Here is a 16,345-nt window from a genome sequence, read left to right as displayed (position 1 = left end):
TTTTTGTGGTCTCAATTTAGTTTTGAATGGATGAATTACGTTTTGATTCTTCTGCTTTAATAGCATCTAATTCTTTTTGAGCTTCTTCCACTACATCCGAATAATCGGTGAAATTTTTAATCACACTTTCTAAAATGTAAGTTGCTTGGAAGCTGTCGTTTAAAGCGTAAAAATTCTTAGCCATTAATGTCAATCCTTTTGCACTAAAATATTTGTAACCCGAATAGTCTTTTGCTAATTTTTGGATAACAACGTTTGATGGTTCATATTTACCTTCTTTATTTTTAAAATAAGCATCATAATATAAAGCCTCGGCAGCCAATTCACCTTTTGCAATGGTTTGTAATTTGACATAAGCTGCTTTTGCTTTCGCTTCATCATTGGTTTTAATGGCAGAACGAGCTACAATCATTTGAGCATCACTTTTGATTCTGTCATCTACTTTTGGATTGGCTAACACTTTATCGGCATACAAAACCGCATTGGTATAGTCTTTTTGCTCATAATACGATTTCATCAAATTAGATTGTGCAAAAGTGATGTTTTGAGGGAAATCGGCTTCTGTTTCCAAGCGTTTTAGGGCCGGAATGGCTTTAGCATAATCTTTTTTCTTTAAATGAATTTCTGTTAAACGAGCTAAACTTTGTTCGGTGAATTCACTTCTTGGTTTGGAAGCTACAAATTCATAATGTGGAATGGCATTATTTTCTAAACCATCTGCAAAGTACAATTGAGCTAAATAGAAATTAGCTTTCAGCGAATGAATTCCGTTTGGAAAACGAGTTACATAATTACTAAATCCGGTAATTGCTCCTTTTGGGTTGTTTTGCAAATATTGTTTTTCTGCGGATTCATACGAAGTATTGTCTAAATCGGCATCGGAAACTTCAACATAATCAAGTGTTTTTACCCAATCGGCATATTCATTTACATTTCCGGTATCTACATAAATTTGACGAGCCGTGTTCACCGCTTCTAACGATTCCGGAGTTCTTGGGTATTCTGCAGCTACTTTTTTCAGTTTTGTAATGGCCAATTGCGGTTTATTATCGTTGTAATAAATCAATCCCTGACGCAAAATAGCTTTCGCTGCAAACGAACCATTTTTGAATTCACTAATTAACTGATCATACGTTTTAAGAGCTAAATCTGATTTGTTATTGTTGGTATAAGTGTTTCCTAATTCAAACAAAACATCATCACGGTATTGTGATTTTGGATAATTTTTTAGGAATAAATTCAAATCTTCAATTTTCTTGTCATTTCTGTTTACAAATCCGTAGCTCAATGCTTTTTGATAAGCGGCATAATCGGCATCAACACCTTTCATTTCAATGGCTTTGTTGTAAGCTTCCATTGCCGGCCAATATTTTGCAGATACAAAATGACTATCACCCATTCGCAAATAACTGTCGTTCAAACGAACTTTATCATCTTTTACAGCATCAATATGGTTTTGAAAATAGGTTGCCGCTTGATCGTATTCTTTCAACTTGAAGTGCGTATAACCAATGTTGTAATTGATGTTTTTGTATTCCGGAGTTGATTTAGCTTCCGCAAAACCAGTAAATTGTTTGAATGTAAGCATTGCATCAGCAAAATTATCCAACACATACTCTGTTTCACCTTTCCAGAAAGTGGCACGAGCGGTGAATTTTGCATCTCTTGGTTCGGCAATTGATTTTTTAAACATTTTCATGGCTTCTGTAAAATCACCATCGGTATATAATTCCAAACCTCTATAAAAAGTAACTTTTTGATAAGCCGCTTTGTTCGAGAAATTTTTACTTTTTTCAATTAATTCTAACGCTCCTCTGTAATTTTTTGAAGTAATGAATGAATTAATCAACAAATTTTCTACTTCTAATTTGTTTGGATTGTTTGGGTATTTTTCCAAAAAAGCTGACAAAACACCAGGAATAGTTTGGTATGAATTTCCGATTTCGTAACTCAATTTAGCATAATTTAAAAAAGCATCTTCTTGAATTTTTAAATCAAATTCCATTTCCGACGCATTTTTAAACGCATTCAACGCTTGTTGCTTTTTGTCTGTTTTTAAATAACTTTCTCCTAAATGATAGTAGGCATTTTGAGCAACACCATCATTTCCGTTGATAATTTTATTGAATTGATTAATCGCATTTTCATAATCACCTTGTTTGTAGTAGGAATATCCGAAAAGATAATAATCGGTATTACTCCACTTTCCTTTTTTTCCTTTGTAATTTTTTAGGTAAGGAATGGCATTATCATATTGTTTCAAATTGAAATAACTTTCGCCGATAATTTTGTTTAACTCTGATTTTTCCATGGCATCACTTTTTGCCATCGCAGCAATTCCTAAATCGATTGCTTTTTGAAAATTCCCGAGTTTAAAGTTCATGTCTGCTTGATAGTAGGACATTTTTTCTTTGTACTTCTGCTCACCTTCTACTTGCTCAAAATATTCGTTGGCTACTTTATAATCGTCTTTTTCATATGACATGTACCCTAAATAATATTTTGCTTGCGAGCCGTATTCTTTAGAATTGACAACTTTATTGAAATAACTGGTCGCTTCTTTTTTCTTTCCTCCGGTAAAATTGGCATATCCCTTTTGGAAATTAAATCGTTCACGTTCACCGGCTGTCAGATTGCTTTCATCTACTTTTTCAAACCATTGCAATGCTTGCGGAAATTTTCCTTCATCAAAATAATAATGAGCTACTTCAATAAAGGCTTGATTGTGTTTGGAACTGGTTGGATAATCCGCTACGAATTTCTCCATTAACAAATCGGCATTCGGTTGATTAAGGCGAATGGCACAATTGGCGATGTAGTAAGCACAATCTGATTGCACTTCGTCATTAGCCTTTTCTTCACTGACTTTCTTGAAAATAATTTGAGCCGATTGATATTGTTTTTCTTTGTATAATTCAATGGCACGATTATACTCTTTTAAGTCATGAGTATAAATTTCTGTTTTTTGGGCTAAAGCAGTGAAATTTACCGTTATCCAAAATAGGAAAATAAACCAATTTTTCTTTTGCATGGGATTCAGTTTTGTTTAATTTACAAATTTAGGGTTTGCTTTGTGTAGTAACGAGGTAATGGTTGTGTTTATTATGAACAAGGTTTTAAACAATTCTTAAAGTTGCCGGTTGCGAATTACTAGTTTGAAAGTTGAAGTTTATGCATGAAGTAAAATAAAATTTTGAAAACCATCGTTAACTTAGTACTTTTACCACTTAAATTATAATTTATGTCGAATACAATCGCTTCTTTAAAAAACGTCAATATTTTTCAGGAACAAAACATGATTTTAAAAAATGTCTCTTTGGAAGTAAACCGTGGAGATTTTATATATGTTATTGGAAAAACCGGTTCCGGGAAAAGTAGTTTTATGAAAACGCTTTATGCTGATTTACCATTAACAGAAGGCGAAGGTTCGATTGTAGATTTTGATTTAGCCAAATTAAAAGAAAAAGATATTCCGTATCTGCGACGAAAAATCGGGATTGTTTTTCAGGATTTTAAATTGTTACCGGACAGAAGTATTTTTGACAACCTTGAATTTGTTCTAAAAGCAACCGGTTGGATTGAAAAAGCCGAAATGAAACAAAAGATTGATGAAGTGATGGAAAAAGTAGGTATGAAATCCATGCTTCACAAAATGCCACACCAACTTTCGGGTGGTGAACAACAACGAGTAGCCATTGCAAGAGCTTTGTTAAACGATCCTGAATTAATTTTAGCCGATGAGCCGACAGGAAACCTTGATCCGCAAACTAGTGTAGAAGTTATGGAAGTATTACGAAAAATCAATCAAAACGGTAAAACGATTATTATGTGCACGCATGATTATGCCTTGATTATGAAATTTCCATCGAAAACATTGAAATGTGAAGACAGCACTATTTTTGAAGTGGTGCAAAGAACGGTTTAGATTTTAAATAATTGGCTAACAAAACTAGCGTAAACGGATAGGTAATGATATGGAAACGATCACCTTGATCGCTTGAAATTCCTGATATTCCGATGATATAAATTACTAAAAGAGCAGTGAAAAATAAAAACACATCTTTTCTGTAATATTTTATTAGGGTAAATAAACTCAAAACAATTCCTAAAACCGTCATCATTCTGTTTTGGTACTTTGAAATCCAGTATAAACTACTTTGTATTTTTGGAAAATTCGAATCATTTAAAACATTTGAATATGAATTAATTATAATATTTCCGGATAAAGAATTCCAAGTGAAATTATGAAAATAAGCCTTTACTATATTGATTTTATTATTCTGAATCTGTTCTAAAATATCTTCTTTTGCTATTTTCTTTTGTTCATGCACTTTTTTCGTGAATAAATATTCCGCTCTCGGATTATCTATCTGTGTATATTCTACTCCTTTTCGATAGCAATCTGCTTTAGAAAATAAATAGTTGTGAAAGGTTACATTATCAATATAACTAATTGTAAAATCACCAAATTGATATTTTAATCCAGCCGCTTGTGTAAGACAAAGCAGAATGGATACATAAAGGAAAATCATCACTTTTTGTTTGTAATGTAAGACAAGTATTTTGCTAAAATAAATTAGTAATAGAATGGCAAAAAACTTACTCCCCGGCTTAATCAACATACTCAAAACAAGAATTGACAAAGCTATAACCAGCCATTTTACAACTTTAGTTTGACTATATTTTTGTAGAAAATAAAAACTTGAAATCAGAAAAAAAAGAAAAGGAATTTCGGCTAACAAATGAAAGTTAAATAATGTAATTCCAACAGAAAAAACAAATAACAACGAAAGCCAAAATGCTATTTTTTTTGAAACATAATGCTGTATTATTTCAAACATTAACACAATTAAAATCAACCATAAAACTATATTAATATAAGTTGCAATGCCGTACAAATCTGTATCCGAAGCTCCAAATAGTAAAGGAAATCCGTAAATGGAGGCCATCAATAGTGGTCTATAACAATGTCCACGTAAATGCCAATACAAATTAGTAGCAGATTCATTATAATTTCCTGCATCAGGAAAAATTATCTTTTGCAGATGAATATCTAATAAACCACATAAAATGAGCAGCCAGATTATACCAACAAAAATTAAAAGCAATTGATAAGGGTACTTTTTAAAAAAAAGTGTCATAAATTTTAATAAATAAGTTTACTATTTGTTGAAAAAAGCTAAATTGCTCAATCAAAAATAATAGTCAAAAATAGGACATTATTTTCAATTCTATGGAAAACAAAAGCAGTCCAAAAAAATTATCAATTATTATTCCGGCTTACAACGAAGCTCAAACGATTCATTTAATTTTGAATAAAGTTAAGCTAGTTGAATTGTCCGATAACATTTTAAAAGAAATCATCGTCGTAAATGATGCTTCTACTGATGATACAGAAAATGCTTTGCTTAGTTATCAATCTGCGAATCCGGACACTATCATTCTCTATTACAAACATGATTTTAATAAAGGAAAGGGAGCCGCTATTCACACCGGAATAGCAAAAGCTACCGGAGATTATATTATCATTCAGGATGCCGACTTGGAATATGACCCGAATGAATACAACATTTTGCTAAAACCTATTTTAGAAGGGCATGCCGATGTGGTTTATGGTTCTCGTTTTATGGGTGGGAAACCTCATCGAATTTTGTTTTTTTGGCACACAATTGGTAATCGATTTTTAACGTTTCTCTCAAATATGTTTAGCAATTTGAATTTGACAGATATGGAAACCTGCTATAAATTATTTGATGCACAGATTTTGAAATCAATTAATCTAAAAGAGAAACGATTTGGTTTTGAGCCTGAAGTTACCCAAAAAATAGCACGTGTAAAGCGTATTCGAATTTATGAAGTAGGAATATCCTATTATGGAAGAACGTATGAAGAAGGAAAAAAAATCAGTTGGAAAGATGGTTTTAGAGCAATTTGGTGTATTTTTAAGTATGGTTTATTTAAAATATAACTATGTTATCCATTCTCATTCCAATATATAACAACACTGTTTTTGAACTTGTTCAAAACATTCATCAACAATGTATGAATTGTAGCATTGAGTTTGAAATTATTTGTTTGGATGATAATTCGGTAAACCAATTTCAACTTGAAAATCCAAAAATTAAAAAATTAACTCATTGTTTTTATAGTGAAAATGAAACGAATTTTGGAAGAACAAAAACCAGACAAATTCTGGCCGAAAAAGCTAAATTTGATTGGGTTTTATTTTTAGATGCCGATGTTATTCCGGAAACTGAAAACTTTATAAAAAATTATATTAGTTCCATAAATGAGACAAACGCTGTAATTTTTGGTGGCTATAAATATGAAAAAAAACAACCGGAGTCACCAACAACATTACGTTATAAATACGGCAAAGAAAGAGAAGAAAAATCACCAGAATTTAGATCTAAAAAGCCATATCAATACGTTTTTTCAGGTAATATGATGATTCAGAAAAAGTTGTTTTTAGAATTAAATTATGATGAAAAAGAGAAGTTCTATGGCATGGACATCTACTTTGCCTATCAACTTTTTTTAAGAAAAATTTCTATTCATCATATTGATAATTCCATTTTCCATCTTGGATTAGAAACCAATGAAGTCTTTTTCGAAAAATCGTTACAAAGTGTTGTTTCCAGAAAGAGACTTTTAGCAGATAAAATAGACATTGAGCAATTGAATCCATTGCTATCCCATTATAAAAAAATTAAAAAATACAGATTAATTCTTGCAACAAAAATTATTTTCAACATTTTTGAGCAATTTTTAAAAAGAAACATTTTGAGTAAAAACCCGAATCTATTCTATTTTGATTTATATCGTTTAGGTTATATTTGCTCAGTAAAATAAATAAATGCAACCTTTTTTTTCCATAATTGTTCCGCTTTACAACAAAGAAAATTCGATTGAAAAAACATTGAAAAGTGTTTTTAATCAGTCGTTTACAGATTATGAAGTGATTGTGATTAATGATGGTTCTACTGATAAAAGTGAAGAAAAAGTAAATGCTTTATCAGATGCACGTTTACGATTGATTTCTACCGAAAACAAAGGTGTTTCACAAGCAAGAAATTTAGGAATAAGCGAATCAAAAGGAAAGCTAATTGCTTTTTTAGATGCGGATGATTATTGGTTTCCAACTCATCTGTCATCATTGCATCAATTATATAAAAATTTTCCTGAAGCCGGATTATTAGCCACCAATTATCAATTTTATTATTCGGATAAAAAAATAATTCAGCCTGTTTTTGATGGAATTCCAACTGAAAAATGGAGTGGAATTGTTCCCGATTTTTTTAAAGCAAGTATGAAATTCCGTTTGGCATGGACCAGTGCCGTAGCGGTTAGAAAAGATGTTTTTCAATCACTTGGTTATTTTGATGAAAACATCACCTTAGGAGCAGGCGAAGATACGGATATGTGGATACGAATTGCATTGAACTATCCTGTTGCTTTTGACAATGAAGTTTCTGCCTATTATCAAATGACGACAGAAAACCGAATTTCGTTGAGCAAAACGCTTGAACGACGATTTTCTAAATTAGATAAATTTTCAAACGAAGAAAAAACAAATTCTTCACTAAAAAAATATTTGGATTTATATCGTTCAGAATTTGCTTTGAAACACAAATTGGCTGGGGATTTAAAATCATTTCACTTTTATAAAAAAGCCATCTCAAAAGAAAATTTGCATTGGAAAACAAAATTATTGTTTAATTTACCCTCTTTTCTTTTACAAATTTTATACTATTTCAAAAAGAAATTGGAACATTTTAATATTCAAACCAATGCTTATCGCTAATTTTTTGAAGCTAAGAATTCATTAAAATCTCTAATGTAATCTGCTTCTTCAAATACTTCAGAAGCTATTACCAAACAAACAGAACCGGATGAAAAGTTTTTAAGTTCTCGCCAAATACCTTCATTGATTAATAACCCTTCATAGGGTTTGTTTAAAGCAATTACCTTTTCTGATTGCCCGTCATTTAAAATCACATCAAAACTTCCGCTGAGGGCAACAAGAAATTCTTTTTGTTCTTTATGAGCATGTCCACCTCGCTCTGCTCCTGCCGGTACATCATATAAATAGTAAACGCGTTTGATTTCAAAAGGAATTAAATCGTTTTCAATAACCGAAAGATTACCACGCGTATCTTCAATTTTAGGAATTTTAATTAATTTACTATTCATTATTTATTCTGCTTTTAAAAACGTTTTCCAATGTTCCATTGTTTTTTCAAAGGAATGCAAATCTTTTTTATTTTGAGCATTTTTTTTACAGTTTGAATACAATTCTTTATCTGAAATCATTCGCTCCATCGCATTTTTAAGGGCTTCAAAATTTTGATTTTCGACCAACAATCCATTGATTTCATGCTCAATAATTTCATTTGGACCCGATTCGCAATCAAATGAAACAACTGGTGTTCCACAAGCTAAAGCTTCGTTTAAAACAGTTGGAAAACCTTCATTTTTGCTGGATAAAACTAAATATCTCGCTTTGCTAAAGTAGGCATAGGGATTTTTCTGAAATCCTTCAAACAAAACATTTTCAGATACATTATATTCATTTGCAAGAATTTCTAATCTGCTTTTATCTGTTCCATCTCCCAATAAAACTAATTTTATATTCCATTCAGGTAATTTTGATTTCGAATAGGTTTCAATCAAGCGGTCAAATTGTTTTAAATGTTCATCAGAATCCATTCTTCCGGCTGCAATTACAAAATTTCCATCAATAGAAATACTTTCTTTTGATAATCTATTAATTTGTTCTAAATCTAAGGGATTTAAAATTGTTTGAACATTTTTATAATTATAGTCTTCTTTTACTTTTACTTCTAAAGCTTTTGAAACCGTTACTATTCCGTAAGCATTTTTAAAAATAAGAGAACCTAAAAGTTTATTTTTTGGAATATAATATTCTAAATAAAAACTCCTTATTGTAGGAATATAGGGAACTGTATAAATAAAATTTAGTACAAAAAATTCCTGTAAAATTTTGCTTCTGTCTCTAAAATCTATGATGAAATCAAATTTATGCTTCTTTATATAATCTCGTAATAAGTAAAAACGTTTGATTCTGTTCAAGATTCCATTGGATTTATGTAAACCCAAATTAAAAAGTTCTCCTCCATAATCAAATGAAATTGAATTAACGACAATAACATTATGGGTTTCAAAACCATGTTGATGAAACATTTTTGAAATCAAAGCCTGATTTTTATTGGCTCCACCACCGGACAAACTAGTTCCTATTAAACAAACTTTAGTTTTCTTATCTTGCACAAGATTTTATTTATTTAAATACAAATATAATTGATTCATGCGAATACTGTTGCTTGGCGAATACAGCAGATTACATAATTCTTTGAAAGAAGGACTCGTTCAACTTGGTCATGAATTAGTAATTGTGGGCGATGGAGATGATTTTAAAGACTATCCTGTTGATTTTTCTATTGATGCTAAGTTTAGCAAAAGTAAACCAGTTGTTTATTTCAGAAGATTAATTCATCGTCTTTTTAAGTATGATTTTGCAAAAACAGAACGTGGAATTCGTTTTTATTTTTTATTAAAGAAATTAAAAGACTTTGATGTAGTGCAACTTATCAACGAATCTGCTATCAAAACTACATCTGGATTTGAAATCTTTCTGCTAAAAAAAATTATACAACAAAACAAAAAGTTGTTTTTGCTTTCCTGTGGAACTGATGCGGTTTGTATGCAATATATGGTCGATAAAAAATTTAAGTATTCAACCCTTACACCCTATTTTGAGTCAGAAAACAGAAGCAATATTTATCATTTCATGTTTGAATACCTTTCTAAAAGTCACTTAAAATTAAATCATTTTTTATATAAAAACATCGAAGGTGTCATTGCTAGTGATATGGATTATGCTATTCCGTTAGAAGGAAATTCAAAATTTTTGGGTTTAATTTCAAACCCTATTAACACGAAAAAGATAGTTTTTAATGAATTACTTATTAAAGATAGAATTATCATTTTTTTAGGTATTAATCGTCATAGTTATCAACGAAAAGGACTTGATTTATTTGAAAAAGCGTTGGAAAGTATTGAAAAAACTTATTCTAATAGAGTAAAAGTAATTAAAGTAGAAAACCTACCTTATCACGAATATTCAACAATTTTAGACCAATCTCACATTGTTCTGGACCAAGTTTATGCCTATGATCAAGGTTATAATGCTCTTGAAGCAATGGCGAAAGGAAAAGTAGTATTCACTGGTGCTGAACAAGAATTTCTTGATTTCTATCAGTTAAAAGAGCGAGTCGCGATTAATGCTTTACCTGATTTGAATGAATTGGTAAAAGAATTATCATTTTTAATCGAAAATCCGCACGAAATCATTAAAATTGGAAAAAATGCGAGGAATTTTATTGAAAAGGAACATGATTATGTAAAGATTGCTGAAAAATATTTGAAAGTTTGGATGGATTAGTGTTTTTCTGATGTAAATATTGTTTTTCTAAACATAAATACCACAAGGATAAAATTCAAAAAATTAGCAATTAAATATGCTCGAACAACTCCTGATGCGGAAAGCTCTTTCACTAAAATAAAGGAAAAAACAAAAAAAGCAATGTTATAGAATAATTCAACTGTAAAGTATTTTTTCATCATTGTTTTAACCAGAATTTGATACCCAAAAGCCAAAGTTAAAAGTTTGAAAAAATCTCCCGCCAACTGCCAAAATAAAAGTGTTTTTACTTCTTGAAACTCCTGGGTTAAAGCAATTTGGATAATTAAACTTTTAAAGAAAAAAAACACGATAACAAGAAGTGTAAAAATTGGTATGACTGTTTTAAAATAATTTTTTAACTCAACTTTAAATTCCGATTGTGTTTGGATTGATGATAATTTTGGAATGTAATAAAATGAAAATCCTGTCGTAAAAAATAACATGTAAAAGCCTGATATTCTGCTTACAGCATCCCATATCCCGGCTTCCTGAACTGAATGAGTATCTATGATGAGATTACGAATTAATATAAAATTTAAAGGCACAATTATTCCGCTTAAAAGTGCCATCGCTGAAAAATTACGAATTACTTTTAAATACTTTTTTGATATAATCTTTTGTATGTCGAATTGTAAAAAAGTTTTATTTTGAAAAGCAACAAATAATACGATTAAAAAAAGAATAAAGTCAGCTAAAGCTATGGATAAGAGTGCTCCTTCAATCCTTTGATAATAGATCAATAAAACGGTGGTAATAAAAACTAAAATGGAAGAAATAATTTGTAGAAATACAATTTTTTTAAACCACAATAATCCGTTAAACACAGAAGACATAAACGATTGCAAAGCAAAAAATGGCAGAATAAGCCCAAAAATTTTAATGTATAAACTATATTGATTATCCCGCAATACAAAAGAACCAATCATTTCGGAAAATGATATGATTAAAACTCCAAAAAAAACCGACAACAAAACATAAAGCCAAAAGAAAGTTGATACTACAGTAGAAACCTCTTTTTTATCCTGTTTATTTTCTACAAATAATCTAATTAGCGATTGAGAAAAACCATTTGTTGATAACGATTTAAAAAGAGTCGTGAAATTCCTAAAACTTCCTGTTAGAGCCATTCCTGGCGTACCTAAATAAACGGATATTACTTTTAAAGAAACAATTCCTAAAATAAAATTTACAATCACTGAAAGAGAGTTCAGGGAAAGTACTTTTAACAGCGTATTTTTTTTTATAAAATTCAGCACTATAAATCTTTGATAACACGAGCCGGATTGCCGGCCGCAATTACATTTTTAGGGATAGAATTTGTCACAATTGATCCGTTTCCTATTATGCTATTTTCACCTATTGTCACACCTTTTAGAATTGTCACATTGGAACCGATAAACACATTTTCTTCGATTATAACTTCTTTAGAATTAGGTAAAATATGACGTTTATCTCTATCCAAATGATGAGCATCATTATCCATAATCGTACAATTACTTCCAATCAAAACGTTGTTTTTTATTTCAATTTTTGAAAAAGCAACAGCAGAAAATGCATTATTTATAGAAACATTGTCACCTATTTGAATGCTGCTTTTTTCATTTCTAGCCTCTAGATAAGTATAATGTGAGTAGTAGTTTGGTGAAGCAATAACTCCGATTTGAACTTTTTGACCAAATTGAATAGTTCCTTTTCCTTTGAGCAATAATGGATGATAAAGCATAGGTTTTCCTATTGTCCTTTTACAGTCAGATAAAATTTTGAACTTCATAATTCGAAGTTCCACAAATAGTAATTGCTTTATTTTATAGAATATTCCCATTAATAACGATTTATTACTTGAATTACATGACTCACTTCCTCTCTCGTCAGCACCGGACTCATCGGCAAACTCAACACTTCACGATGAATTTTTTCTGTGATTGGGAAAGATAACGAACTAAATGCTGCCAACGCCTTTTGTTGATGTGGTGGAATTGGATAATGAATCATCGTTTCAATTCCTTTTTCGTTTAAATATTCTTGTAATTCATTTCTGTTTTCTGTACGAATTACAAATAAATGAAACACATGATTGGCTGAACCATCATAAAAAGGTAACACAATTTTATCATTCCTAATTTCAGTCAAATAACGATTAGCAATTTCTCTTCGCTTTTGATTATCCTGATCTAAATCGTCCAATTTTACATTCAAAAAAGCGGCTTGAATTTCATCCAAACGAGAATTAATCCCAATAAAATCATTCACATATTTTTTTTCAGAGCCGTAATTTCTCATCGCTTTAATCACCCGACTTAATTCATGATCATTTGTAACTACCGCTCCACCATCGCCTAAACAACCTAAATTTTTGGAAGGATAAAAGCTGTAAGCAGAAGGGTGATGAGCGATTGGAGATGGAATATGAACTCCGTGTGACTGAGCGGCATCTTGAATGATTAACAGATTATTTTGCTTTGCAATCGCATCAATTTTATCCATTTCAGCTAATTGTCCGTATAAATGAACAACTAAAATAGCTTTTGTTTTGGAAGTAATTTTTTCAACTATTAAATTCGGATTTAAATTGAAGGTTTCTAACTTTGGTTCTACTAAAATAGGAACTAAATCGGCTTGTAAAATCGATAAAACACTGGCGATGTATGTATTAGCCGGAATAATCACTTCGTCTCCTTTTTGCAATTTTCCTAATTCGATGTAGGCTTTGAAAATCAAAACTAATGCATCAAGTCCGTTTCCTACACCAATACAATGTTTTGACTGACAATAGTTTGCAAAATTTTCTTCAAATAATTTAACTTCATCACCTAAAATATACCAACCTCGCTGCATGAATTGTTCTAACTTTTCATGGAAAGCTTTTTCGTAAGGCTGGTTAACTTTTTTTAAATCGAAAAATTTTATCATATAATCACTCCCTCTAATTTGGAAAAATTTTTAGTTTGAACTTCATAAAAATCTTGGGTTAAAATTTGAGCACCAAAACTTTCTTTCCAGTATGAAAGTCCGCCATTCAATTTTCTGCCTTGCTCTTCATTAGAAATTCCAAAATCAAAAAACTTTTTATTTTTAAACACATCTGTTATCAAATAATGATGAAGATAATCCAATGTTCCATATTCATTTTTAAGCGAGTTGGCAGAAATATATTGAGAATGAGCAACATTTTTACTTTCAAAAATTGTTGTTCCTCCAATTAGTTCATTTTCTTTATAAACGTTGAACTGTCTTATGTTTATTGGAAACTTCTGTTTTAAAAACATAATTTCTTCTAAAGTATGAACCGGTTTAGCATTGTGTTTATTCATTAAATTCGGAATTAAAATAGTATTCCAAAACAATGACAAATCATCTTCCTCTTTAACTATCAATTGATTTTTTAAACCTTTTTTTACACCTTCTATTCTATTTTTTGCTATCAGTATTTCTTTTGACAAATCAATAACAGCAAGTGTGTCTCTTTTTATCAATTTTGCTTCTGTTAAAAATAAAGCATACTTTATTTCATCAGAAAAAAAATCACAATAAACAACAGGTATTTCTTTTAAAATCAATTTATTAACTTCTTCTTCATAAAGTTTTTTTGCAAGTGATTTAAAAACAAAAATTACTTTTTCTAACTTCAAATCTTCTTTAAAAACTAAACCGCCATAGGTTAAACCCTGATGCGAAAAAACCTCATCACCTACTCTATTTGCCGGTAAAATTGCAACCCAATTGTTTTCTTGTTCAATAATTAATGAATAATCTTCAAATCGATCTTGATGGTATTCCATAAAATCACGATGAAACAAAAAAGTTGCATTTTTGGCTTGATTGATAAAATCATTCCATTTTAAATAATCTTCTGAAGTATATTTTCTTACGGTATAATTTTGCACGAAATGTTGTTAATTGTTTATCTTAATCAATAAAAATAGTATCTTTAAAATTCTATTTAAGTAGAAATTCAATATGAAACGAAAATACAACTATTTTCTGTTATTGTTGTTACATTTTTTTGCAATCGTTGCTTTTGGGCAGGATGTTACTTTCTATGAGCAAATTAATGGTCATTATGATTTTACGATGATTGGAAATACATTAAATACAGGCGAAAATAACTATCAGCAAACGTTACAATTTTTAACCGAGTCAAGTGCGGAACTTGATTTAAATACTGATGATACGATTCATAAAGCCTATTTATACTGGGCTGGCTCAGGATTAGGTGATTTTGACATTACACTTAATGGAGTAGATTTTTCTGCAGAAAGAACTTTTTCACATTCAAGAATTATCAATGGAATTCAGTTTGACTTTTTTGGTGCATTTACAGATATTACTCAATTTGTGCAAAATTTCGGCAACGGAACTTACACTTTTTCTAATTTAGATATCGTTTCTGCTTTACAAAATCATTTTCTTTTTAGAACCAATTTTAGTGGTTGGTCGATTGTTATTATTTATGAAAACGAGAATTTACCACTCAATCAAATTAACATCTATGATGGTATGGAAGGTCTTCCTTTTGAAATAAATTTTGTGTTGGATAATTTATACATTACAGATACAAGTAATTCCAAAGTTGGTTTTTTAGCTTGGGAAGGCGACAACTTTCATACCAATAATGAAAATATTCGAATTAACGATAACATTGTCTCTGCTCCACCACTGAACCCAATTAATAATATTTTTAACAGCACTAATTCGGTTACAGGTTCTAATAACCTCTGGAATATGGATATTGACATCTTTAGTTTTGATGAATTTGTGAATGTGGGCGATACTACTGCAGATATAAAAATAACTTCTAACGGAGATTTTGTTTTGATAAATACTGTATTAACAAAATTTACTACAGAAGCAATTGACGCAACAATTGTTATTGACAATGTTTTGACAGAATGTAATGAAAATCAGATAACAGTTGATTATTCTACTTTTAATTCTAACGCAACCGGAGTATTGCCGGCAAATACACTTATCGCGATTTATGTTAATGATATTCTGGTGCAAACTACTGAAACGGTGAATAACATTCAAAACGGTGAAAGCGAGTCAAATACAATTGTAATTACTATTCCTCCTGCAGTTGAAAGTCCATTTGAACTCACTTTTGTTGTAGACGATGACGGAACCGGAGTAGGCAACGTCACTGAAACAAATGAAGAAAATAATTGGTTTACTGTTGATGTTAATTTATCAATTTCAACTTCATTACCAACCATTGAGCCTTTTAAATCCTGTAATTTAGGTTTTGGAAATGGTTCCTTTAATTTAGAGGAATTGGCCAATCAACTGGCGGAACAATATGAAGGAGAAATTAGCTTACACGAAAATCTTTCTGATGCACAAGTGGGAATCAACGCAATTTCAATACTTTCAAACTACCAATCTGAAACACCTAAAAAATTGTATATCAGACTGGAGACTGATCCTTGTTCATCAATAACTTCAGTTGATTTAGAAGTAAGAAATTGTCCGCCTACTGTCTACAATTTCATTTCAGCCAACGAAGATGGTTTCAATGATTTTTTCTTTATTGATGGTTTACGGAATATTTTCTTAAATTTTGAAATTGAAATCTACAATCGTTGGGGACAACTTATTTGGAAAGGAAATCAAAACACAGATGATTGGCGTGGCGAAGTAACCGAAGATGTAAAATGGAGTGGCGATATTTCGGCAGACGGAACATACTTTTATTTACTTTTTCTAAACGATCCTAACTATCCAAAACCAATGCAAGGCTTTTTGTATATAACTTATTAGTGAGTTAATTATCGACAAGTTTACTTTGTATTTCATCGAATGATCAATCAATTTTACATTGAAATAATTCTCAAATAGTATCTTTGTAAAAAATTGCCGAAA

14 protein-coding genes are annotated in these 16,345 nt (G+C 30.5%); 6 read left to right on the top strand and 8 right to left on the bottom strand.

Annotated elements, in window-relative coordinates; genetic code table 11:
* Positions 1-16 precede the first annotated feature (16 nt).
* Entirely contained in the window at positions 17-3,031 is a 3,015-nt protein-coding gene (locus B4N66_RS08560; protein WP_291093971.1) for a tetratricopeptide repeat protein, read from the bottom strand.
* Positions 3,032-3,241: 210 nt separating this feature from the next.
* On the opposite strand from B4N66_RS08560, the gene B4N66_RS08555 reads away from it, so the two are divergent.
* Positions 3,242-3,925: a cell division ATP-binding protein FtsE gene (locus tag B4N66_RS08555; RefSeq protein WP_291093970.1), complete on the top strand. Its 684-nt coding sequence runs from the start codon at positions 3,242-3,244 to the stop codon at positions 3,923-3,925.
* On the opposite strand, the gene B4N66_RS08550 is transcribed toward B4N66_RS08555, so the two are convergent.
* Positions 3,894-5,141 (bottom strand): hypothetical protein, encoded by a 1,248-nt coding sequence (locus B4N66_RS08550; RefSeq protein ID WP_291093969.1) that lies wholly within the window; start codon positions 5,139-5,141, stop codon positions 3,894-3,896. The two genes, B4N66_RS08555 and B4N66_RS08550, sit on opposite strands and share 32 nt — an antisense overlap.
* Positions 5,142-5,233: 92 nt before the next feature.
* Here B4N66_RS08550 and B4N66_RS08545 point away from each other — a divergent pair, with 92 nt between their 5' ends.
* The 3 genes from B4N66_RS08545 to B4N66_RS08535 are packed head-to-tail and all read left to right on the top strand — an operon-like array spanning position 5,234 to position 7,804.
* Positions 5,234-5,968, top strand: a complete 735-nt coding sequence (locus B4N66_RS08545; protein WP_291093968.1) for a glycosyltransferase family 2 protein — start codon at positions 5,234-5,236, stop codon at positions 5,966-5,968.
* A 2-nt stretch (positions 5,969-5,970) separates the two neighbouring features.
* A complete protein-coding gene (locus B4N66_RS08540; protein ID WP_291093967.1) occupies positions 5,971-6,852 on the top strand; it encodes a glycosyltransferase family 2 protein in 882 nt (293 codons plus the stop codon).
* 4 nt (positions 6,853-6,856) lie between these two features.
* Entirely contained in the window at positions 6,857-7,804 is a 948-nt protein-coding gene (locus tag B4N66_RS08535; protein WP_291093966.1) for a glycosyltransferase family 2 protein, read from the top strand.
* On the opposite strand, the gene B4N66_RS08530 is transcribed toward B4N66_RS08535, so the two are convergent.
* Both B4N66_RS08530 and B4N66_RS08525 read right to left on the bottom strand, forming a co-directional pair.
* A complete protein-coding gene (locus tag B4N66_RS08530; RefSeq protein ID WP_291093965.1) occupies positions 7,801-8,193 on the bottom strand; it encodes a sugar 3,4-ketoisomerase in 393 nt (130 codons plus the stop codon). The genes B4N66_RS08535 and B4N66_RS08530 overlap by 4 nt on opposite strands.
* A gap of 3 nt (positions 8,194-8,196) precedes the next feature.
* Positions 8,197-9,291 (bottom strand): glycosyltransferase, encoded by a 1,095-nt coding sequence (locus B4N66_RS08525; RefSeq protein ID WP_291093964.1) that lies wholly within the window; start codon positions 9,289-9,291, stop codon positions 8,197-8,199.
* 37 nt (positions 9,292-9,328) lie between these two features.
* Between B4N66_RS08525 and B4N66_RS08520 the strand changes: the two genes are divergently transcribed.
* On the top strand, positions 9,329-10,465 hold the full coding sequence (locus B4N66_RS08520) for a glycosyltransferase (protein WP_291093963.1): 1,137 nt from the start codon (positions 9,329-9,331) through the stop codon (positions 10,463-10,465).
* Here B4N66_RS08520 and B4N66_RS08515 read toward each other — a convergent pair.
* The 4 genes from B4N66_RS08515 to B4N66_RS08500 are packed head-to-tail and all read right to left on the bottom strand — an operon-like array spanning position 10,462 to position 14,370.
* A complete protein-coding gene (locus B4N66_RS08515) occupies positions 10,462-11,742 on the bottom strand; it encodes an O-antigen translocase (RefSeq protein ID WP_291093962.1) in 1,281 nt (426 codons plus the stop codon). The genes B4N66_RS08520 and B4N66_RS08515 overlap by 4 nt on opposite strands.
* Positions 11,742-12,308: an acyltransferase gene (locus tag B4N66_RS08510; RefSeq protein WP_291093961.1), complete on the bottom strand. Its 567-nt coding sequence runs from the start codon at positions 12,306-12,308 to the stop codon at positions 11,742-11,744. Before B4N66_RS08510 ends, B4N66_RS08515 begins: the two co-directional genes overlap by 1 nt.
* Positions 12,308-13,396 carry a DegT/DnrJ/EryC1/StrS family aminotransferase gene (locus B4N66_RS08505; RefSeq protein WP_291093960.1) on the bottom strand — a complete coding sequence of 363 codons (1,089 nt, stop codon included), beginning with the start codon at positions 13,394-13,396 and terminating at the stop codon, positions 12,308-12,310. The genes B4N66_RS08510 and B4N66_RS08505 overlap by 1 nt, the downstream gene beginning before the upstream one ends.
* Positions 13,393-14,370: a GNAT family N-acetyltransferase gene (locus B4N66_RS08500; protein WP_291093959.1), complete on the bottom strand. Its 978-nt coding sequence runs from the start codon at positions 14,368-14,370 to the stop codon at positions 13,393-13,395. The genes B4N66_RS08505 and B4N66_RS08500 overlap by 4 nt, the downstream gene beginning before the upstream one ends.
* Before the next feature lie 73 nt (positions 14,371-14,443).
* Between B4N66_RS08500 and B4N66_RS08495 the strand changes: the two genes are divergently transcribed.
* Positions 14,444-16,243: a gliding motility-associated C-terminal domain-containing protein gene (locus B4N66_RS08495; RefSeq protein WP_291093958.1), complete on the top strand. Its 1,800-nt coding sequence runs from the start codon at positions 14,444-14,446 to the stop codon at positions 16,241-16,243.
* The last annotated feature ends 102 nt before the right edge of the window (positions 16,244-16,345 follow it).

It is taken from the genome of Flavobacterium sp. UBA2787 (assembly GCA_002352205.1).
Lineage (GTDB): Bacteria > Bacteroidota > Bacteroidia > Flavobacteriales > Flavobacteriaceae > Flavobacterium.
Note: the sequence above shows the minus strand (reverse complement) of the source record. Positions and strands in the feature narration are given on the sequence as shown.

What these genes read in the sequence shown, in the direction of transcription:
- B4N66_RS08555 (WP_291093970.1), top strand. Translation starts at nt 3,242, where the DNA reads ATGTCGAATACAATCGCTTCTTTAAAAAACGTCAATATTTTTCAGGAA.
- B4N66_RS08560 (WP_291093971.1), bottom strand. Translation starts at nt 3,031, where the DNA reads ATGCAAAAGAAAAATTGGTTTATTTTCCTATTTTGGATAACGGTAAAT.
- B4N66_RS08520 (WP_291093963.1), top strand. Translation starts at nt 9,329, where the DNA reads ATGCGAATACTGTTGCTTGGCGAATACAGCAGATTACATAATTCTTTG.
- B4N66_RS08550 (WP_291093969.1), bottom strand. Translation starts at nt 5,141, where the DNA reads ATGACACTTTTTTTTAAAAAGTACCCTTATCAATTGCTTTTAATTTTT.
- B4N66_RS08510 (WP_291093961.1), bottom strand. Translation starts at nt 12,308, where the DNA reads ATGGGAATATTCTATAAAATAAAGCAATTACTATTTGTGGAACTTCGA.
- B4N66_RS08535 (WP_291093966.1), top strand. Translation starts at nt 6,857, where the DNA reads ATGCAACCTTTTTTTTCCATAATTGTTCCGCTTTACAACAAAGAAAAT.
- B4N66_RS08530 (WP_291093965.1), bottom strand. Translation starts at nt 8,193, where the DNA reads ATGAATAGTAAATTAATTAAAATTCCTAAAATTGAAGATACGCGTGGT.
- B4N66_RS08540 (WP_291093967.1), top strand. Translation starts at nt 5,971, where the DNA reads ATGTTATCCATTCTCATTCCAATATATAACAACACTGTTTTTGAACTT.
- B4N66_RS08545 (WP_291093968.1), top strand. Translation starts at nt 5,234, where the DNA reads ATGGAAAACAAAAGCAGTCCAAAAAAATTATCAATTATTATTCCGGCT.
- B4N66_RS08495 (WP_291093958.1), top strand. Translation starts at nt 14,444, where the DNA reads ATGAAACGAAAATACAACTATTTTCTGTTATTGTTGTTACATTTTTTT.
- B4N66_RS08505 (WP_291093960.1), bottom strand. Translation starts at nt 13,396, where the DNA reads ATGATAAAATTTTTCGATTTAAAAAAAGTTAACCAGCCTTACGAAAAA.